This is a genomic window from Escherichia sp. UTM R2, assembly GCF_048593455.1.
GTDB lineage: Bacteria > Pseudomonadota > Gammaproteobacteria > Enterobacterales > Enterobacteriaceae > Escherichia > Escherichia coli.
On the sequence record NZ_JBFWDY010000002.1, the window covers coordinates 4449124 to 4469384 of the forward strand.

General features: G+C 50.1%; 15 protein-coding genes and 3 pseudogenes. 11 read left to right on the forward strand and 7 right to left on the reverse strand.

Annotated elements, in window-relative coordinates; all coding sequences use genetic code 11:
* Nucleotides 1–14 precede the first annotated feature (14 nt).
* From AB4H76_RS22250 to AB4H76_RS22275, 6 genes and pseudogenes are all read left to right on the forward strand, one after another.
* On the forward strand, nt 15–917 hold the full coding sequence (locus AB4H76_RS22250; RefSeq protein ID WP_001167549.1) for an aldose-1-epimerase: 903 nt from the start codon (nt 15–17) through the stop codon (nt 915–917).
* A 60-nt stretch (nt 918–977) separates the two neighbouring features.
* Nucleotides 978–1853 carry a sulfite exporter TauE/SafE family protein gene (locus AB4H76_RS22255; RefSeq protein ID WP_420062618.1) on the forward strand — a complete coding sequence of 292 codons (876 nt, stop codon included), beginning with the start codon at nt 978–980 and terminating at the stop codon, nt 1851–1853.
* A gap of 108 nt (nt 1854–1961) precedes the next feature.
* On the forward strand, nt 1962–3998 hold the full coding sequence (gene yihQ, locus AB4H76_RS22260; protein ID WP_077492844.1) for a sulfoquinovosidase: 2037 nt from the start codon (nt 1962–1964) through the stop codon (nt 3996–3998).
* Between the two features lie 45 nt (nt 3999–4043).
* Nucleotides 4044–5429, forward strand: a complete 1386-nt coding sequence (locus AB4H76_RS22265) for an MFS transporter (protein ID WP_077492843.1) — start codon at nt 4044–4046, stop codon at nt 5427–5429.
* Between the two features lie 39 nt (nt 5430–5468).
* Nucleotides 5469–6872 carry an MFS transporter gene (locus AB4H76_RS22270; RefSeq protein WP_001279695.1) on the forward strand — a complete coding sequence of 468 codons (1404 nt, stop codon included), beginning with the start codon at nt 5469–5471 and terminating at the stop codon, nt 6870–6872.
* 66 nt (nt 6873–6938) lie between these two features.
* A pseudogene (locus tag AB4H76_RS22275) lies at nt 6939–7238 on the forward strand (oligogalacturonate-specific porin KdgM family protein); the annotation flags it as partial.
* Here the strand turns inward: AB4H76_RS22275 and AB4H76_RS22280 are convergent.
* The 4 genes and pseudogenes from AB4H76_RS22280 to typA form a co-directional block, all read right to left on the reverse strand.
* Nucleotides 7224–7991, reverse strand: a pseudogene (locus tag AB4H76_RS22280) (MFS transporter); the annotation flags it as partial. The pseudogenes AB4H76_RS22275 and AB4H76_RS22280 sit on opposite strands and share 15 nt — an antisense overlap.
* Before the next feature lie 101 nt (nt 7992–8092).
* On the reverse strand, nt 8093–9073 hold the full coding sequence (locus AB4H76_RS22285; RefSeq protein ID WP_000988291.1) for a sugar phosphate isomerase/epimerase family protein: 981 nt from the start codon (nt 9071–9073) through the stop codon (nt 8093–8095).
* Nucleotides 9074–9080: 7 nt separating this feature from the next.
* A complete protein-coding gene (locus tag AB4H76_RS22290; protein WP_000829804.1) occupies nt 9081–9791 on the reverse strand; it encodes a GntR family transcriptional regulator in 711 nt (236 codons plus the stop codon).
* Nucleotides 9792–10001: 210 nt separating this feature from the next.
* Nucleotides 10002–11825, reverse strand: coding sequence for a ribosome-dependent GTPase TypA (typA, locus tag AB4H76_RS22295; RefSeq protein WP_000570668.1), 1824 nt, complete (start codon nt 11823–11825; stop codon nt 10002–10004).
* A gap of 372 nt (nt 11826–12197) precedes the next feature.
* On the opposite strand from typA, the gene glnA reads away from it, so the two are divergent.
* The 4 genes from glnA (at nt 12198) to AB4H76_RS22315 (ending at nt 16585) form a co-directional block, all read left to right on the forward strand.
* Nucleotides 12198–13607 carry a glutamate--ammonia ligase gene (glnA, locus tag AB4H76_RS22300; RefSeq protein WP_001271717.1) on the forward strand — a complete coding sequence of 470 codons (1410 nt, stop codon included), beginning with the start codon at nt 12198–12200 and terminating at the stop codon, nt 13605–13607.
* Between the two features lie 285 nt (nt 13608–13892).
* Nucleotides 13893–14942 carry a nitrogen regulation protein NR(II) gene (gene glnL, locus AB4H76_RS22305; RefSeq protein ID WP_000190577.1) on the forward strand — a complete coding sequence of 350 codons (1050 nt, stop codon included), beginning with the start codon at nt 13893–13895 and terminating at the stop codon, nt 14940–14942.
* An 11-nt stretch (nt 14943–14953) separates the two neighbouring features.
* Complete coding sequence (glnG, locus tag AB4H76_RS22310; RefSeq protein WP_001188777.1) at nt 14954–16363, forward strand: nitrogen regulation protein NR(I); 1410 nt, start codon at nt 14954–14956, stop codon at nt 16361–16363.
* A 111-nt stretch (nt 16364–16474) separates the two neighbouring features.
* Entirely contained in the window at nt 16475–16585 is a 111-nt protein-coding gene (locus AB4H76_RS22315; RefSeq protein ID WP_000893994.1) for a YshB family small membrane protein, read from the forward strand.
* Between the two features lie 189 nt (nt 16586–16774).
* On the opposite strand, the gene hemN is transcribed toward AB4H76_RS22315, so the two are convergent.
* From hemN to AB4H76_RS22330, 3 genes and pseudogenes are all read right to left on the reverse strand, one after another.
* Nucleotides 16775–18148: an oxygen-independent coproporphyrinogen III oxidase gene (gene hemN, locus AB4H76_RS22320; RefSeq protein ID WP_000116090.1), complete on the reverse strand. Its 1374-nt coding sequence runs from the start codon at nt 18146–18148 to the stop codon at nt 16775–16777.
* A gap of 188 nt (nt 18149–18336) precedes the next feature.
* Nucleotides 18337–18843, reverse strand: a complete 507-nt coding sequence (yihI, locus tag AB4H76_RS22325; protein ID WP_001351964.1) for a Der GTPase-activating protein YihI — start codon at nt 18841–18843, stop codon at nt 18337–18339.
* A gap of 118 nt (nt 18844–18961) precedes the next feature.
* Nucleotides 18962–19128: pseudogene (locus AB4H76_RS22330) on the reverse strand (hypothetical protein).
* Between the two features lie 296 nt (nt 19129–19424).
* Between AB4H76_RS22330 and yihA the strand changes: the two are divergent.
* Entirely contained in the window at nt 19425–20057 is a 633-nt protein-coding gene (gene yihA / locus AB4H76_RS22335; protein ID WP_000183349.1) for a ribosome biogenesis GTP-binding protein YihA/YsxC, read from the forward strand.
* Nucleotides 20058–20261 lie beyond the last annotated feature (204 nt).

Here is a 20261-nt window from a genome sequence, read left to right on the forward strand (position 1 = left end):
TAAAGGTACCTCGTATGCAAATCACCAACATGCATTGCAGTGGACAGACCGTTTCACTTGCCGCGGGGGATTATCACGCGACCATTGTGACCGTCGGTGCAGGTCTGGCTGAATTAACCTTTCAGGGCTGTCATTTAGTTATTCCACATAAACCCGAAGAGATGCCGCTGGCACATCTGGGCAAAGTCCTTATTCCGTGGCCGAACCGGATCGCCAACGGCTGTTATCGCTATCAGGGGCAGGAATATCAGTTACCCATTAATGAACATGGTTCAAAAGCCGCTATTCATGGGCTGCTCGCCTGGCGTGACTGGCAAATCAGCGAATTAACCGCCACCAGCGTTACCCTGACAGCTTTTCTGCCACCCAGTTACGGCTATCCGTTTATGCTGGCTTCGCAGGTTGTTTATTCGCTCAATGCACGCACGGGTCTTTCCGTTGAGATCGCAAGTCAGAATATTGGTACTGTGACCGCACCCTATGGTGTGGGTATTCATCCTTATTTAACCTGCAACTTAACATCTGTTGATGAATATCTGTTCCAGCTTCCGGCAAACCAGGTTTATGCCGTCGATGAGCACGCTAATCCGACAACGCTTCACCACGTTGATGAGCTGGATTTAAATTTCACGCAGGCGAAAAAAATAGCCGCGACAAAAATCGACCACACCTTTAAAACCGCTAATGATCTGTGGGAAATAACCATTACCCATCCACAACAGGCGCTTTCGGTAAGCCTTTGTTCCGATCAACCCTGGGTGCAGATTTATAGCGGCGAAAAATTACAGCGTCAGGGACTGGCAGTTGAACCTATGAGTTGCCCACCTAACGCCTTTAATTCAGGTCTCGACTTATTATTACTGGAACCAGGGAAAACGCACCGCCTGTTTTTTAATATTTACGGGCAGCACAATTAATTTTATTAAGAAAAGAACGAGATCATTGTTTAGGGTTGTATTTACACAACAGGAAATATCATGGACTTTTTTACGTTATTTTCACCGGATGGGGTCATGCTGGAAACAAACGTGGTATGTATCGTTATCGCGTTAATGTTTCTTTATACCTTTGTGGGGATATGCGCGGGATTTGGCGGTGGTTTAACCACCATGCCGCTCGTCACGTTAATGCTCCCCGTAAAAATGGCAACTCCGCTCTCGGTGATTGTCGGCACCGCGACCGCCTTGTACGCCACCTGGCTGTCACGTAAAGAAACGGATTGGCGATCGGCAATGGTACTGATTATTTTCTCGTTTCTGGGAATACCCGTCGGTTTATATGCGCTGTCATATTTACCCGACCATTTTATGAAAGTGGGCTTAGGCGGATTCCTTATCCCGTACTCCTTTTACAGTATGTTTATTCCACGCCTGCCGATTTATGACCGCAACTGGATCGCCGCACCTATCGGCGCTGTGGCAGGAGCGTTAGGGGCAGCGTTTTCAACCAACGGACCGCCGATGGTTATCTACGGTATGCTGCGTAACTTAGGCCCGGCGGCATTTCGTGGCACTCTGAACGCTTTCTTCACCGCAAACAACATCGCGGTGATCGGCGGGCTGGCGACCAGCGGAATTTTGACTGTTTCTATCTTTAAACTGGTGCTGTTTTGTATTCCCACCATGATCCTCGGTTCACTGGTTGGACAATATGTGCATAAACGCATTTCAGTCAAAGTGTTCCGTGTGATGGTCTTTTTGTTGCTGATTGCCTACGGTTCTATGTTGATAAAAGGCGCGCTGGGAATTCCCGCTGCTGCCGCGCTTCTGCCTCCTTTTACCTTGTTAGTTATACTGCAACTGGCATTTGGTAAAAAAGTGGCGGCAATCCGCCGGGCTGAAGAAAGTAAATAATCACTTATGCGGGTTTTAATTTATACCAGCACCACATTCTTTAATTAATGAAACCTGTAACAACAGGATGGCATGAAATATTAGCTTTATACTCTATGGAGATTATTTATGGATACGCCACGCCCACAATTACCAGATTTTCAGTTTCATCAGAATAACGACAGTTTTACCCTACATTTTCAACAGCGTCTTATTTTAACCCATAGCAAAGATAATCCTTGTTTATGGATTGGTTCAGGTATTGCGGATATCGATATGTTCCGCGGCAATTTCAGCATTAAAGATAAACTACAGGAGAAAATTGCGCTTACCGACGCCATCGTCAGCCAGTCGCCGGATGGTTGGTTAATCCATTTCAGCCGTGGTTCTGACATTAGCGCCACGCTGAATATCTCTGCCGACGATCAGGGCCGTTTATTGCTGGAACTACAAAACGACAACCTTAACCACAACCGTATCTGGCTGCGCCTTGCCGCTCAACCAGAGGACCATATCTACGGCTGCGGCGAACAGTTTTCCTACTTCGATCTGCGTGGCAAACCGTTCCCGCTATGGACCAGTGAACAAGGCGTTGGTCGCAATAAACAAACCTATGTCACCTGGCAGGCCGACTGCAAAGAAAATGCGGGCGGCGACTATTACTGGACTTTCTTCCCACAGCCTACGTTTGTCAGCACGCAGAAGTATTACTGCCATGTTGATAACAGTTGCTATATGAACTTCGACTTTAGTGCCCCGGAATACCATGAACTGGCGCTGTGGGAAGACAAAGCAACGCTGCGTTTTGAATGTGCTGACACATACATCTCCCTGCTGGAAAAATTAACCGCCCTGCTGGGACGCCAGCCAGAACTGCCCGACTGGATTTATGACGGAGTAACGCTCGGCATTCAGGGCGGGACGGAAGTGTGCCAGAAGAAACTGGACACCATGCGTAACGCGGGCGTGAAGGTCAACGGCATCTGGGCGCAGGACTGGTCCGGTATTCGTATGACCTCTTTTGGCAAACGCGTGATGTGGAACTGGAAGTGGAACAGCGAAAACTACCCGCAACTGGATTCGCGTATCAAGCAGTGGAACAAAGAGGGCGTGCAGTTCCTTGCCTATATCAACCCGTATGTTGCCAGTGATAAAGATCTCTGCGAAGAGGCGGCAAAGCGCGGTTATCTGGCAAAAGATGTCGCCGGTGGCGACTATCTGGTGGAGTTTGGCGAGTTCTACGGCGGCGTTGTCGATCTCACCAATCCGGAAGCCTACGCCTGGTTCAAGGAAGTTATCAAAAAGAACATGATTGAACTCGGCTGCGGCGGCTGGATGGCTGACTTCGGCGAGTATCTGCCCACCGACACGTACCTGCATAACGGCATCAGCGCGGAAATTATGCATAACGCCTGGCCCGCGCTGTGGGCGAAATGTAACTACGAAGCCCTTGAAGAAACGGGCAAGCTCGGCGAGATCCTCTTCTTTATGCGCGCCGGTTCTACCGGTAGCCAGAAATACTCCACCATGATGTGGGCGGGTGACCAGAACGTGGACTGGAGTCTGGACGATGGCCTGGCGTCGGTTGTCCCGGCGGCGCTATCTCTGGCAATGACCGGACATGGCCTGCATCACAGCGACATTGGCGGTTATACCACCCTGTTTGAGATGAAGCGCAGCAAAGAGCTGCTGCTGCGCTGGTGCGATTTCAGCGCCTTCACGCCGATGATGCGCACCCACGAAGGTAACCGTCCTGGCGACAACTGGCAGTTTGACGGCGACGCGGAAACCATCGCCCATTTCGCCCGTATAACCACCGTCTTCACCACCCTGAAACCTTACCTGAAAGAGGCCGTCGCGCTGAATGCGAAGTCCGGCCTGCCGGTTATGCGCCCGCTGTTCCTGCATTACGAAGACGACGCGCAGACCTATTCCCTGAAATATCAGTACCTGTTAGGTCGCGACATTCTGGTTGCTCCTTTACACGAAGAAGGTCGCAGCGACTGGACGCTCTATCTGCCAGAGGATAACTGGGTCCACGCCTGGACCGGAGAAACCTTCCACGGTGGAGAAATAACTGTTGAAGCGCCCATCGGCAAGCCGCCGGTCTTTTATCGCGCCGACAGCGAATGGGCTGCACTGTTCGCCTCGTTAAAAAACATCTAATCATGCCCGCCCGTGGGGAAACTCACGGGCAAATGGAGAATAACGATGAGTCACATCACAACGGAAGATCCGGCAACTTTGCGCCTGCCCTTTAAAGAGAAACTCTCTTACGGTATCGGCGATCTGGCCTCTAACATCCTGCTGGATATTGGTACGCTTTATCTTTTGAAGTTTTATACCGACGTTCTGGGGCTGCCTGGCACCTATGGCGGCATTATCTTTTTGATCTCGAAATTCTTTACCGCCTTTACCGATATGGGAACCGGCATCATGTTGGATTCCCGACGCAAGATCGGTCCAAAAGGTAAATTCCGTCCTTTTATTCTGTATGCGTCATTCCCGGTTACCTTATTGGCAATCGCTAACTTTATCGGCACACCGTTCGATGTCACCGGTAAAACGGTGATGGCCACTATTCTGTTTATGCTTTACGGACTGTTTTTCAGCATGATGAACTGCTCCTACGGCGCAATGGTTCCCGCCATTACCAAAAACCCCAACGAACGCGCCTCGCTGGCAGCATGGCGTCAGGGCGGCGCTACGCTGGGCCTGCTGCTGTGCACGGTGGGATTCGTGCCGGTTATGAATCTTATCGAGGGTAATCAGCAACTTGGCTATATCTTCGCCGCCACGCTGTTTTCACTGTTTGGCCTGATGTTTATGTGGATCTGCTATTCGGGCGTGAAAGAGCGTTATGTCGAAACCCAACCTACCAATCCGGCGCAAAAGCCAGGCCTGTTGCAATCTTTCCGCGCAATTGCCGGTAACCGCCCACTGTTCATTTTGTGCATTGCCAACCTCTGTACCTTAGGGGCGTTTAACGTTAAGCTCGCCATTCAGGTCTATTACACCCAGTACGTGCTTAACGATCCCATCCTGTTGTCATATATGGGATTTTTCAGCATGGGCTGTATTTTCATCGGCGTGTTCCTGATGCCTGGTGCAGTCAGGCGTTTTGGTAAGAAGAAGGTCTATATTGGCGGTCTGCTGATCTGGGTGCTGGGCGATCTGCTCAACTATTTCTTCGGCGGCGGCTCGGTCAACTTTGTGGCTTTCTCCTGCCTGGCGTTCTTTGGTTCGGCGTTTGTTAACAGCCTGAACTGGGCGCTGGTTTCTGACACCGTCGAGTACGGCGAGTGGCGCACCGGTGTCCGTTCTGAAGGGACGGTCTACACCGGCTTCACCTTCTTTCGCAAAGTTTCTCAGGCGCTGGCAGGTTTCTTCCCCGGCTGGATGCTGACGCAAATTGGCTATGTGCCGAACGTCGCACAGGCTGACCACACCATTGAAGGGTTGCGCCAGCTGATCTTCATCTACCCAAGCGCACTGGCGGTAGTCACCATTGTAGCGATGGGCTGCTTCTACAGCCTGAACGAGAAGATGTATGTCCGCATTGTTGAAGAAATAGAAGCCCGTAAACGCACGGCGTAATAATAAACGACGCCCTGCGGGGCGTTATAAGGAGTGATTATGTCTGACCATAATCCACTGACATTAAAACTGAATCTGTGGGAAAAAATCGCCTATGGTATGGGCGACGTTGGTTCGAATTTAATGCTTAGCATCGGTACTCTGTATCTCCTCAAATTTTATACCGATGAATTAGGGATGCCAGCTTACTATGGCGGGATTATCTTTCTGGTGGCGAAGTTTTTTACCGCGTTTACCGATATGCTCACCGGATTTTTACTCGACTCGCGGAAAAATATTGGGCCTAAAGGCAAATTTCGTCCCTTTATTTTATATGCAGCAGTTCCGGCGGCGTTAATTGCAACGCTCCAGTTTATCGCCACCACTTTTAGTTTGCCGGTTAAAACGACGATTGCCACGGCGCTGTTTATGATGTTTGGGCTTTCATACAGTCTGATGAACTGCTCGTATGGCGCGATGATCCCGGCAATTACCAAAAACCCGAATGAGCGCGCGCAGCTCGCGGCTTACCGCCAGGGTGGTGCAACCATAGGGCTATTGATTTGTACCGTGGCGTTTATTCCGTTGCAGTCGCTTTTTTCTGACTCAACCGTCGGTTATGCCTGTGCGGCACTTATGTTCTCCATTGGCGGCTTTATTTTTATGATGCTGTGCTACAGAGGCGTCAAAGAGCATTATGTGGACACAGCACCAACCGGACATAAAGCCAGTATTCTCAAATCTTTTTGCGCGATATTTCGGAATCCGCCATTGCTGGTTTTATGCATTGCTAACTTGTGTACCCTGGCGGCATTTAATATCAAACTGGCGATTCAGGTCTATTACACCCAGTATGTGCTGAATGATATTAATTTATTGTCGTGGATGGGATTCTTCAGTATGGGATGCATCCTCGTCGGCGTATTACTGGTGCCATTAACTGTAAAATGTTTTGGTAAAAAACAGGTTTATTTAGCTGGCATGGTGCTATGGGCGGTTGGTGATATCCTGAATTATTTCTGGGGAAGTAACTCTTTCACTTTCGTCATGTTCTCTTGTGTCGCCTTTTTTGGCACGGCCTTTGTAAACAGCCTGAACTGGGCGCTGGTACCAGATACCGTAGATTACGGTGAATGGAAAACCGGTATTCGTGCCGAAGGTTCTGTTTATACCGGTTATACCTTCTTTCGTAAAATTTCTGCCGCACTTGCTGGCTTCTTGCCAGGCATTATGCTGACGCAAATCGGTTATGTTCCCAACATCGCGCAAAGTGATGCGACATTACAGGGTTTGCGTCAGCTCATTTTTATCTGGCCTTGTGCACTGGCAATTATTGCTGCATTGACGATGGGATTCTTTTACACACTCAATGAAAAACGGTTTGCGTTGATTATTGAGGAAATCAACCAACGCAAAAATAAAGAAATTGAGACAGAAGAAAAAACGGCTTCCGTAACGTTATAAATGTCAATAGCCGATATTTCCATTCTGGTGGGTGGCGGCCTCCCTACGTTTAAAAATGGACTTATTATGAAAAATATTAATGCAATAATTTTATTATCTTCTCTGACCTCTGCCTCAGTATTCGCTGGCGCATACGTCGAAAACAGGGAGGCATATAATCTCGCCTCCGATCAGGGCGAGGTTATGCTACGTGTGGGTTATAACTTCGATATGGGCGCGGGTATTATGTTAACCAATACCTACACCTTTCAGCGAGAAGATGAACTAAAACATGGATATAACGAAATCGAAGGTTGGTATCCGTTATTTAAACCAACCGATAAATTAACCATCCAGCCCGGTGGCTTAATTAATGATAAGAGTATCGAATAGATAGATGTTTTTCAGGAATGGAATGAAGAATGTCAGGCCACAGTAAACCGCGTAAACGAAGAAGACGTTGAAAGCGATAAGCCAGATAGTTTTGTCTTTCAGCACCGAGGTCATACTGGTGTGTTGCGATGCCCCATCTTCTTTTTTCACCTCAACGGACGGTGCCTCTTCTTTGTCATTCAGGACAAAGAAAATAATAATGCCTACGGCAATCACAATAAGGGAATAGAACCAGATGCCTGCTTTAAAACCTAATAAGTCACTGCCAAACCAGGTAAATACTGCCAACGCAGAAAATGCCACCACGGTATCGACAATGCCACGCCCTGTTTCGAAGAAGCCAAACAACCGACCTTGTTGTTCGCTATTGCCCAATCGACTTACCGACTTGAGCAAGACCGGCCAGTTCATCATGTCGCAAGTAACGCCAAATAGCGCCCAGACAAAGAGGATGCCCCAATACCCCGGCATTGTCGTCAAATAAACACCCAGTAATCCTGTCGCAATGAGTGAGAATGACATGGTGTATCTGCGCGGTAGTTTATCGGCAAAATAAATAGACAGAAAAAAGCCCACTGTGGTAACAAATGAGTTTACCGACATGGCATTACCAATTTGACCATTGGTCAAATGGAAATATTCCTGCATCGGGATATAAAACGCATCTTTCAGCGACGGTAATTTATAAATTGTACCGCCACACAGTGTTAATAGACTAAATAACGCCCATTTCTTTTTCGTGAGCATAACATCCCCTAAGCGATTTTTAAAATCACTGTTTTAAAGGCAATAAGATACCGACCATTCATATAGAATGGTTTTATTAACTGCGTATGAGTTAAAACTTATTAGTGGTTCAGAAGATGGTTTGCCTCTTGTTTGATTTGTTGTAGTACGTTACGCACATGATTTATCTGATTAATTGCATCTTCTTTTTCTTTACGTAACCGCGCATCCAGTAAATGATTTTCTGGTAGGGGTGTTTCACTCATCTGGCGATAAGGGATCCACGGATTATCATCTTCGTCTTCAAAGCGGAACGCCGGCGCATAGTAATCAACCTCTTCTTCCAGGCCATATGCCGTCACCTGCGGCTCATCATCACCAAGGCAGATAAGGTGCGTTAATAACGCTTTGAACGGCATATCACCCTGACCTGAAATACAGGCTTTATGACCCAGGCCACCCTGTTCTTTAACGATCAAGGCATCTTTAATATGGACCTGGGTAATATGCGGTGCCATCGTTTTTAAGGCGTCGATGGGATGCTCATTTGCATTGATCATGTTCGCAAAATCAAACAGTAAGGAAAGAGACTCCATCTCACTTTCTTTGACCAGCGACACCAGCTCATGACTTTTTAAATCTTCATGCTGCTCAATCGTAAAAGTCAGGCCGCAGTCCTGATACGTTTCCCGTACATAGGCAATGTCGTTAGCGATAATCGATAATACGTCGCGCAAATTACCTTCATAACGTGGATAAAAACGTACGGACGATGCCCCAGTTTTCAACGCGATGGCGACGGCTTCGTCAATAGATGCCTTATCTGAGGCGCTGGTTTCAATATGAATATCAAGGTTCAGACGGCGGGCTTTATCTCCAAAGGCAGAGAGTTCTTTATCGTCCATATTACCAAGAGAAAAACGCTCGCCATCCAGAACATGGATTTTGACGCCACGTAGATTATTTTCACTTGCGATATCAAGTAAATCAGCAGGCAACACTCTTTCCAGCCGCATATTTAAATGAAAGGCATAAGCATGTAAATAAAGAGGAAGAGTGTCGACACGTTGTAGAATCTTTCTTGCGTTATTTATTGTCATCATAAAACACCTACAGATTAATGATGAGGTCTACGGCCTCAAATCGCCAATATTCAATATCTATCTGGACAATATTGCCTTGCTGGTCGGCGCGATGCTTTTCAATTAAGATCGCTGGCATACCCGCAGAACCGCCAAGATACTTGCTGATATCGCCCGGCATTCTGACGGGTTTGAAAATCAATTTTTTTACTACCGTCTCTTTTTGGTAGCACTTTTCCCAGACTGCAGAAAATGAGTGGTTTTCAAGTTGTTCAATAAAACCCGGAGCAACTTCAGGATTAATATATGTTTCGTGATAGAAAACTTTATGTCCTTCCAGCGCCCCCCAGCCGGTGATGCGATAGAGTTCAGTTGATGATGTCACTGCAATCAGTGGCGCGAGCGTCTCGGGAATATCGCTGGTACGGCTTTTCTCGGTAAACCCCCAGGAAGGTTCCCGCCCTTGCTCAATTGCGGCCCGCTGAAAGCTCGCCGACAGCTCCGGACTGTAATTAAATCGCGGCTGGGTCACGAACCACCCCTTACGATCCTTACGGAAGATTTTGGATTCTGCCTCGAGGTTCAACAACGCCTGGCGCAGCGTCATACGTTTAATGCCCAGCAGTTCTCCCAGCTCTCTTTCTGAAGGGAGTTTTCCACCCGGCGTGGTGATGCCATCTTTCAACCACCGATCCAGTTTCTCTTTTGCATTTTCTACGGTGGATTGATTCTCCGCCATTGTTTAATCCTTTTGGTTTAAACCAGATGAGGCATCTTACGCCAAAAAAGAAAGCAATTAACGGCGTATGACTTTGCAGATAATTGTGACAAAGCTCTCTATTGACGTAACCACAGACTTATAAGGGAGATACTCGCATTGCTGAGTGCTCACGACAGGCAAAAAAAAACCTGCCATCGCTGGCAGGTTTTTTATGACTAAAAAACGAAATTAATCGTCTTTCGGTGCGCGGTTGGCGCGACGACGATCGTTTTCCGTCAGGTGACGTTTACGAATACGGATAGAGGTCGGGGTCACTTCTACCAGTTCGTCATCATCGATGAACTCCAGAGCTTGTTCCAGAGTCATGCGGATAGGCGGAACCAGAACAACGGCTTCGTCAGTACCGGAAGCACGCATGTTGGTCAGTTTCTTACCGGTCAGGCAGTTTACAGTCAGGTCGTTAGAGCGGCTATGAATACCGATAATCTGACCTTCGTAAACTTCTGCACCGTGACCGAGGAACAGCTTACCGCGATCCTGCAGACCGAACAGCGCGAACGCGACCGCTTTACCCTGACCGTTAGAGATCAGTACGCCGTTCTGACGCTGACCCACTTCACCCGGACGTACGTCGTCGTAGTGGCTGAAGGTGGAGTACAGCAGACCAGTACCGGAAGTCATGGTCATGAACTCAGAACGGAAGCCAATCAGACCACGGCTTGGGATCACGTAGTCGAGACGTACGCGGCCTTTACCGTCTGGATTCATGTTTTTCAGGTCGCCTTTACGTTCGCCCAGCGCCTGCATTACAGAACCCTGATGCTGTTCTTCAACGTCCAGCGTCACGTTTTCATACGGCTCTTGTTTACGACCGTCGATTTCACGGAAGATAACTTTCGGACGGGATACCGCCAGTTCGAAACCTTCACGACGCATGTTTTCGATCAGAACAGACAGGTGCAGTTCGCCACGACCAGAAACGCGGAACGCATCGGCGTCTTCGGTTTCTTCTACGCGCAGCGCAACGTTGTGTACCAGTTCTTTGTTCAGACGATCCAGGATCTGACGAGACGTTACGAACTTACCTTCTTTACCGCAGAACGGCGAGGTGTTAACGCAGAAGAACATAGAAACGGTCGGCTCATCAACGGAGAGTGCCGGCAGCGCTTCAACGTTTTGCGTGTCGCAAACGGTGTCAGAAATGTTCAGTTCGCCAAGGCCCGTGATCGCCACGATATCGCCAGCTTCCGCCAGATCGGTTTCGATACGTTCCAGACCGAGGTGGCCCAGCACTTTACCGACTTTCGCGTTGCGGGTTTTGCCTTCGCTATCGATGATAGTGACCTGTTGGTTCGGCTTCACTTTACCGCGCTTGATGCGGCCAATGCCGATAACGCCAACATAGCTGTTGTAATCGAGCTGAGAAATCTGCATCTGGAACGGACCGTCAAGGTCAACGTCCGGCGCAGGAACGTGATCAACAATCGCCTGATACAGCGGGGTCATGTCTTCCGCCATATCTTCGTGGTCCAGACCCGCGATACCGTTCAGCGCAGAAGCGTAAACGATCGGGAAGTCCAGCTGCTCGTCGGTCGCGTCGAGGTTAACGAACAGATCGAATACCTGATCCACAACCCAATCAGGACGCGCGCCAGGGCGGTCAACTTTGTTGATAACAACAATCGGCTTCAGGCCGTAAGCAAACGCTTTTTTGGTTACGAAGCGCGTTTGCGGCATCGGGCCGTCAAATGCGTCAACCACCAGCAGCACTGAGTCTACCATGGACATTACACGTTCAACTTCACCACCGAAGTCGGCGTGCCCCGGGGTATCAACGATGTTGATACGGTAATCATTCCATTTGATAGCGGTGTTTTTCGCGAGGATGGTAATCCCACGCTCTTTCTCCAAATCGTTGGAGTCCATCACGCGCTCTTGGGTTTCGGCACGAGAGTCGAACGTACCGGATTGTTGGAGCAGCTTGTCTACCAGGGTGGTTTTACCATGGTCTACGTGCGCGATGATGGCGATATTACGCAATTTTTCGATCACAACTTTGCCTCAGGCATTAGAAATAGCGCGTTATTGTACACGGATTAATCGCACTACAAAACAGGATCACAAACATCCTCCGCAAACAAGTATTGCAGAGTCCCTTTGTGATCGCTTTCACGGAGCATAAAAAGGGTTATCCAAAGGTCATTGCACCAACATGGTGCTTAATGTTTCCATTGAAGCACTATATTGGTGCAACATTCACATCGTGGTGCAGCCCTTTTGCACGATGGTGCGCATGATAACGCCTTTTAGGGGCAATTTAAAAGTTGGCACAGATTTCGCTTTATCTTTTTTACGGCGACACGGCCAAAATAATTGCAGATTTCGTTACCACGACGACCATGACCAATCCAGGAGAGTTAAAGTATGTCCGCTGAACACGTACTGACGATGCTGAACGAGCACGAAGTGAAGTTTGTTGATTTGCGCTTCACCGATACTAAAGGTAAAGAACAGCACGTCACTATCCCTGCTCATCAGGTGAATGCTGAATTCTTCGAAGAAGGCAAAATGTTTGACGGCTCCTCGATTGGCGGCTGGAAAGGCATTAACGAGTCCGACATGGTGCTGATGCCAGACGCATCCACCGCAGTGATTGACCCGTTCTTCGCCGACTCCACCCTGATTATCCGTTGCGACATCCTTGAACCTGGCACCCTGCAAGGCTATGACCGTGACCCGCGCTCCATTGCGAAGCGCGCCGAAGATTACCTGCGTTCCACTGGCATTGCCGACACCGTACTGTTCGGGCCAGAACCTGAATTCTTCCTGTTCGATGACATCCGTTTCGGATCATCTATCTCCGGTTCTCACGTTGCTATCGACGATATCGAAGGCGCATGGAACTCCTCCACCCAATATGAAGGTGGTAACAAAGGTCACCGTCCGGCAGTGAAAGGCGGTTACTTCCCGGTTCCGCCGGTAGACTCTGCTCAGGATATTCGTTCTGAAATGTGTCTGGTGATGGAACAGATGGGCCTGGTGGTTGAAGCCCATCACCACGAAGTAGCGACTGCTGGTCAGAACGAAGTGGCTACCCGCTTCAATACCATGACCAAAAAAGCTGACGAAATTCAGATCTACAAATATGTTGTGCACAACGTAGCGCACCGCTTCGGTAAAACCGCGACCTTTATGCCAAAACCGATGTTCGGTGATAACGGCTCCGGTATGCACTGCCACATGTCTCTGTCTAAAAACGGCGTTAACCTGTTCGCAGGCGACAAATACGCAGGTCTGTCTGAGCAGGCGCTGTACTACATTGGCGGCGTAATCAAACACGCTAAAGCGATTAACGCCCTGGCAAACCCGACCACCAACTCTTATAAGCGTCTGGTCCCGGGCTATGAAGCACCGGTAATGCTGGCTTACTCTGCGCGTAACCGTTCTGCGTCTATCCGTATTCCGGTGGTTTCTTCTCCGAAAGCACGTCGTATCGAAGTACGTTTCCCGGATCCGGCAGCTAACCCGTACCTGTGCTTTGCTGCCCTGCTGATGGCCGGTCTTGATGGTATCAAGAACAAGATCCATCCGGGCGAAGCCATGGACAAAAACCTGTATGACCTGCCGCCAGAAGAAGCGAAAGAGATCCCACAGGTTGCAGGCTCTCTGGAAGAAGCACTGAACGAACTGGATCTGGACCGCGAGTTCCTGAAAGCCGGTGGCGTGTTCACTGACGAAGCAATTGATGCGTACATCGCACTGCGTCGCGAAGAAGATGACCGCGTGCGTATGACTCCGCATCCGGTAGAGTTTGAGCTGTACTACAGCGTCTAAGTGTTTTAGTTGCCGTGGAAACTTTTCGCCTGTCTCTGGCAGGCCTGGGATCGGTGGCAAGCACATCACGCCGGATGCGACGCAAATGCGTCTTATCCGGCCTACACGGTGATGATGTGGTAGGCCGGAGCAGGTGAGTCGCTCTCCAACGTGAAGTTTGTCAGCTATCTGTAGCCCATCTCTGCATGGGCTTTTTTCTCCGTCAATTCTCTGATGCTTCGCGCTTTTTATCCGTAAAAAGCTATAATGCACTAAAATGGTGCAACCTGTTCAGGAGACTGCTTTATGGCAACAGGCACGCAGCCCGATGCTGGGCAGATCCTCAACTCGCTGATTAACAGTATTTTGTTAATCGATGACAACCTGGCGATCCATTACGCCAACCCCGCCGCGCAACAACTGCTCGCCCAAAGCTCCCGCAAATTGTTTGGTACACCGTTACCGGAACTGTTGAGCTACTTCTCATTAAATATCGAGCTGATGCAAGAAAGTCTGGAGGCGGGGCAAGGTTTTACCGATAACGAAGTGACGCTGGTCATCGACGGGCGCTCGCATATCCTTTCTGTGACGGCCCAGCGTATGCCGGACGGCATGATCCTGCTGGAGATGGCTCCGATGGATAACCAGCGCCGCTTAAGTCAGGAACAGCTACAGCACGCCCAGCAGGTTGCTGCCCGTGATTTAGTGCGCGGCCTGGCACATGAGATTAAAAATCCGCTTGGCGGTTTACGTGGCGCGGCGCAGCTGCTCAGCAAAGCGTTACCTGACCCATCACTACTCGAATATACCAAAGTGATTATCGAACAGGCGGACCGGCTGCGAAATCTGGTCGACCGTCTGTTGGGGCCGCAGCTGCCCGGTACGCGCGTTACCGAAAGTATTCACAAAGTGGCTGAACGCGTGGTAACGCTGGTGTCGATGGAACTGCCGGACAACGTGCGGTTGATTCGTGATTACGACCCCAGCCTGCCAGAACTGGCGCACGACCCGGATCAAATTGAACAGGTCTTGCTGAATATTGTGCGCAATGCGCTACAGGCGCTGGGGCCGGAAGGCGGTGAAATCATTCTGCGTACCCGCACCGCGTTTCAACTGACCTTACACGGCGAACGCTACCGGCTGGCGGCGCGGATTGATGTGGAAGATAACGGGCCAGGCATTCCGCCTCATTTGCAGGATACGCTGTTTTACCCGATGGTCAGCGGCCGCGAAGGTGGCACCGGGCTTGGCTTATCCATCGCTCGTAATTTGATTGATCAGCATTCAGGCAAAATTGAATTTACCAGTTGGCCAGGGCATACCGAGTTCTCGGTTTACCTGCCTATCAGGAAATAAAGGTGACGTTTATGCAACGAGGGATAGTCTGGGTAGTCGATGACGATAGTTCCATCCGTTGGGTGCTTGAACGTGCGCTCGCTGGAGCGGGTTTAACCTGTACGACATTTGAGAACGGCGCGGAGGTACTGGAGGCGCTGGCGAGCAAAACGCCGGATGTGCTGCTTTCAGATATCCGTATGCCGGGAATGGACGGGCTGGCGCTGCTCAAGCAGATTAAACAGCGCCATCCGATGCTTCCGGTCATCATTATGACCGCACATTCCGATCTGGATGCTGCCGTCAGCGCCTATCAACAAGGGGCGTTTGATTATCTGCCCAAACCGTTTGATATCGACGAAGCCGTGGCGCTGGTTGAGCGCGCCATCAGTCATTACCAGGAACAGCAGCAGCCGCGTAATGTTCAGCTTAACGGCCCAACGACCGATATCATCGGCGAAGCGCCAGCCATGCAGGACGTGTTCCGTATTATCGGTCGGCTTTCGCGTTCTTCTATTAGCGTGCTGATTAACGGCGAATCCGGCACCGGTAAAGAACTGGTCGCTCATGCCCTGCATCGCCACAGTCCGCGAGCCAAAGCGCCATTTATCGCTCTGAATATGGCGGCTATCCCGAAGGATTTGATCGAATCAGAACTGTTTGGTCACGAGAAAGGCGCGTTTACCGGCGCGAATACCATTCGTCAGGGGCGTTTTGAACAGGCTGATGGCGGTACATTATTTCTCGATGAAATTGGCGATATGCCGCTGGATGTGCAGACGCGTTTGCTGCGCGTGCTGGCAGACGGCCAGTTTTACCGCGTTGGCGGCTATGCGCCGGTGAAAGTGGATGTGCGGATTATCGCTGCCACTCACCAGAATCTCGAACAGCGGGTGCAGGAAGGTAAGTTCCGTGAGGATCTGTTCCACCGCCTGAACGTTATCCGCGTTCATCTGCCGCCGCTGCGTGAGCGTCGGGAAGATATTCCCCGCCTGGCGCGCCATTTTTTACAGGTTGCCGCGCGAGAACTGGGCGTAGAAGCGAAGTTGCTGCATCCGGAAACCGAAGCCGCGTTGACGCGTCTGGCGTGGCCAGGCAACGTGCGCCAGCTGGAAAACACCTGCCGCTGGCTAACGGTAATGGCTGCCGGACAGGAAGTGTTGATTCAGGATTTGCCTGGCGAACTGTTTGAATCAACGGTTGCGGAGAGTACTTCGCAAATGCAACCGGACAGTTGGGCGACGCTTCTTGCGCAGTGGGCAGACAGAGCGCTACGTTCCGGTCATCAAAATCTGCTTTCCGAAGCGCAGCCAGAGCTGGAGCGGACGTTACTGACGACCGCGTTGCGACATACGCAGGGGCATAAACAGGAAGCGGCGCGGCTACTCGGCTGGGGCCGCAACACTCTGACGCGTAAGTTAAAAGAGCTAGGGATGGAGTGATTCACGGCTTGTGTGTAAAGATTGATTATTGAGCGCAAATTGCTGGTATTTTGCGCTTTACTGTTCCGATAAGTTCAGTATGATCTTGCCCGGAAAACGGGGAGAGTCATTATGCTGGAATCAATAATTAATCTGGTATCGAGTGGCGCAGTTGACAGCCACACACCGCAAACTGCCGTTGCTGCCGTGCTGTGTGCCGCAATGATTGGGCTGTTTAGTTGAGTTTCAGATTGCTGATGAAGTGCTCTTTGTTCATGCCGGATGCGGCGTGAACGCCTTATCCGGCCTACAAAAGCAATATTTTCAACAGGTTTTGTAGGCCTGATAAGCGTAGCGCATCAGGCAATCTTGTTCTCAGCACATTGATGGCGCTTTCGTTTTCTACTTTGTAAACGAAGCGCCATTCACTATTTAAATCACCCGTGAGAACTGCTGCATCCGCGCTTTCTGGCGCAGATAGGTATCAAAGCACATGCAAATGTTGCGGATCAGCAAGCGACCTTTCGCCGTCACCTGAATCCCCTTCTCATCCACATCCACCAGCCCATCTTTTGCTAACGGGGCGAGCAGCTTGAGATCTTCCGCAAAGTAATCAGCGAAGTGCAAATCCCACTGTTTCTCAATAGGGGCGTAATCCAGACGGAAGTTGCAGATGAGCGACTTAATCACATCGCGGCGAATACAGTCATCACGCGTTAGCGCAATACCACGCCACAGCGCATTGCCTTGTTCATCCACTTGCTGATAGTACTGCTTCAACTCTTTCTGGTTCTGCGCGTAGCAGTCGCCAATCATGCTGATGGCGGAAACGCCCATCCCCAGCAGATCGGTATCGCCCTGAGTGGTGTAGCCCTGGAAGTTACGATGCAGCACGCCTTCACGCTGGGCCACCGCCAGCTCGTCATCCGGACGGGCAAAGTGATCCATACCGATAAACTGATAGCCCGATTGCGTCAGGAAGGCGATGGTTTCCTGCAGGATATCGAGTTTTTGCTGCGGACTCGGCAGGTCAGCATCTTTGATTTTGCGCTGAGCAGCAAAAATGGTCGGCAGATGCGCGTAGTTAAAGACACTCAGACGATCGGGGTTCAGCTCCGCCACACGTTTCAGGGTAAAGGCGAAACTCTCCGGCGTCTGTTTCGGCAGGCCGTAAATCAGGTCGATGTTGGTGGAGGTAAAACCAATCTCACGCGCATGGTTAAGCAGTGCAAAGATGAACTCTTCATCCTGCTCGCGGTTAACCAGACGTTGCACTTCTTTGTTGAAGTCCTGCACGCCCATGCTCAGGCGATTAAAGCCTTCGGCGCGTAAATGATCGAGTACATCCAGTTCGATTTCCCGCGGATCGACTTCGATCGAAATCTCCGCATCGGCATTGAACTGGAAGTTTTCGCGCAGCAGCTTCATCAGGCGGCTGATTTGCGCTTTATTCAGATACGTCGGCGTTCCGCCGCCCCAGTGCAATTGGCTGACGTGACGCCCGGCGAACAGCGGTGCACGATGGACGATTTCTTGCTCCAGCGCGTCCAGATACTGATCGGCCTTGTGCTGCTGGCGAGTAACAATCTTATTGCAACCGCAGAAGTAACAAAGCTTATGGCAGAACGGGATATGTACGTAGAGAGATAATGGACGCTCAGGATAGCGCGCCACGGCTTGTAAAAACGCCTGTTCGCCGAAGTCTTCTGAAAACTCCAGCGCGGTCGGGTACGAGGTGTATCGTGGCCCGGAATAGTTATATTTCTGGATCAGGGCCAGATCCCAGTCGATTTGCTGTACAGACATGCTCACTCCTTCCGATGGCGTCTCTGGCGGCTACGGCGTACCGGCGGATGCCCGTTTCGGGTCATCAGCCGGTTGCGCAGCCACTTTTGTCGCCGCGACAACCGCTGTAGTTTAACGAATAACCACACCAGATAACATATAACCGGAAGGGTTATCAGCAGAACGGGAAGGCCCACGGCGGCAATCCGTTAGTTGCCCCGCAGCAGACGCATCATGTCTTCTTGCTTCTCGTCTTCTTCCTCTTCTTCGTCATCGTCATAAGAGAGGCCGAGTTTCTGCATCAACTCATCAATACGATCCAGTTTAGCATCCACCCAGGATTGCTCTTCGGCACTCAGGGTTTCGCCTGCTTCCAGACGTTCCAGCAGCGCATCCAGACGCTCATCCGTTTCCAGTAACTCCAACTCCGCCTGCGGTGAAAGCATAGGTTTCTCACTCTTCGGTTTGTGCTGTTTGGTGACTTTTTCAGTCACGCCCAATGGAATAGGGGTTTTACTGCCAATACGTGGATCTTTTGGTACGTTCTGGCCTTTGCTGCCTGACGTGGTGTTACCGCCCGCTGCGCGGCTGCCCGGCGCATGACCACGACGTTTTTTCTGACGCTTGCGGTCACGAGCTTCCTGATTCAGCTCTTCGCGCGTTTTGCGACGCGCTTTTGCATGACCTTTGCTGCGTGATGGTGAAGATGGTTTCATAATGGTTCGTCTTTTAGCCGTTTTATTCAGTATAGATTTGCGGCGGAATCTAACAGAAAGCAAGCAAAGAAAAAAGGCGACAGATTACTCTGTCGCCTTTTTTCCTGACTCATAACCCTTAACGGGTCTTACAATCCTTGCAGGCCGCCAACACACCCTGTTTTTCCATTAGCCGGAACAATCCGTGTTGATTCCATTTCCGTTTAATTACGTCTCCGGACGTTTGTCTTCCTGACAATCCTCTGTCTTCGCCTCCTGGCGCTCCTGACCCTCATCCTGAGTCATTGTTCCTGTTAGCGTCCTCGCTCTATGGGTGTTACTTTACGCCTTTGCTTTAAACAAACAATCAACCGCCATCAGTATTTGCACATTTTCAGAGTTTTATATAAAAGCAATTCACTGATTTATATAGCTTATTTGACATGCATCGCAGAATTTTCTCTGCTATTTCGCATAAAGACTATCGGCAATGTCTCACAAAGCGTATGGCTTTTACTTACAACGCTCACGCCGAAAAATCCGCCTTTTATTATGGTTCAGGTATAATCGCCACAAAGCTTTGACTGACGGAGACGACCGCTTTGACTAATTTGAATTATCAACAGACGCATTTTGTGATGAGTGCGCCTGATATTCGCCACCTACCTTCCGATACCGGAATTGAAGTGGCTTTTGCAGGCCGTTCCAACGCAGGTAAATCCAGCGCGCTGAACACGCTGACTAACCAGAAAAGCCTGGCTCGTACCTCAAAAACCCCTGGACGCACCCAGCTTATCAACCTGTTTGAAGTGGCTGACGGCAAGCGTCTGGTTGACTTGCCTGGGTACGGTTATGCGGAAGTCCCGGAAGAGATGAAGCGCAAATGGCAGCGCGCGCTCGGCGAGTACCTCGAAAAACGTCAGAGCCTGCAAGGTCTGGTGGTGCTAATGGATATTCGCCATCCGCTGAAAGATTTGGATCAGCAGATGATTGAGTGGGCGGTAGACAGCAATATCGCCGTGCTGGTGTTGCTGACCAAAGCGGACAAACTGGCAAGCGGCGCACGTAAAGCGCAATTGAATATGGTGCGTGAAGCTGTACTGGCGTTTAACGGTGATGTGCAGGTTGAAACGTTTTCTTCGTTGAAGAAACAAGGCGTGGACAAGCTGCGGCAGAAACTGGATACCTGGTTTAGCGAGATGCAGCCTGTAGAAGAAACGCAGGACGGCGAATAATTTTCTTGCCTTAATGCTTGTGCCGGATGTGGCGTATCCGGCCCGTAAATTCAATAGATTACAATTCTACCGTTGGCCTGATAAACATGGCGCATCAGGCATTGCGGATTTTTTCTTTCGCTCAATAAAAAACGCCCCAGTCATTACTGACTGGGGCGGCTAAAATATTCAGCCAAATCCGATTACGTGAAGTAAAAGGTCTGA

Coding starts and splice junctions, on each gene's coding strand:
- AB4H76_RS22250 (WP_001167549.1), top strand. CDS start 15: ATGCAAATCACCAACATGCATTGCAGTGGACAGACCGTTTCACTTGCC.
- AB4H76_RS22255 (WP_420062618.1), top strand. CDS start 978: ATGGACTTTTTTACGTTATTTTCACCGGATGGGGTCATGCTGGAAACA.
- yihQ (WP_077492844.1), top strand. CDS start 1,962: ATGGATACGCCACGCCCACAATTACCAGATTTTCAGTTTCATCAGAAT.
- AB4H76_RS22265 (WP_077492843.1), top strand. CDS start 4,044: ATGAGTCACATCACAACGGAAGATCCGGCAACTTTGCGCCTGCCCTTT.
- AB4H76_RS22270 (WP_001279695.1), top strand. CDS start 5,469: ATGTCTGACCATAATCCACTGACATTAAAACTGAATCTGTGGGAAAAA.
- AB4H76_RS22285 (WP_000988291.1), bottom strand. CDS start 9,073: ATGATGACAATAAATAACGCAAGAAAGATTCTACAACGTGTCGACACT.
- AB4H76_RS22290 (WP_000829804.1), bottom strand. CDS start 9,791: ATGGCGGAGAATCAATCCACCGTAGAAAATGCAAAAGAGAAACTGGAT.
- glnA (WP_001271717.1), top strand. CDS start 12,198: ATGTCCGCTGAACACGTACTGACGATGCTGAACGAGCACGAAGTGAAG.
- glnL (WP_000190577.1), top strand. CDS start 13,893: ATGGCAACAGGCACGCAGCCCGATGCTGGGCAGATCCTCAACTCGCTG.
- glnG (WP_001188777.1), top strand. CDS start 14,954: ATGCAACGAGGGATAGTCTGGGTAGTCGATGACGATAGTTCCATCCGT.
- AB4H76_RS22315 (WP_000893994.1), top strand. CDS start 16,475: ATGCTGGAATCAATAATTAATCTGGTATCGAGTGGCGCAGTTGACAGC.
- hemN (WP_000116090.1), bottom strand. CDS start 18,148: ATGTCTGTACAGCAAATCGACTGGGATCTGGCCCTGATCCAGAAATAT.
- yihI (WP_001351964.1), bottom strand. CDS start 18,843: ATGAAACCATCTTCACCATCACGCAGCAAAGGTCATGCAAAAGCGCGT.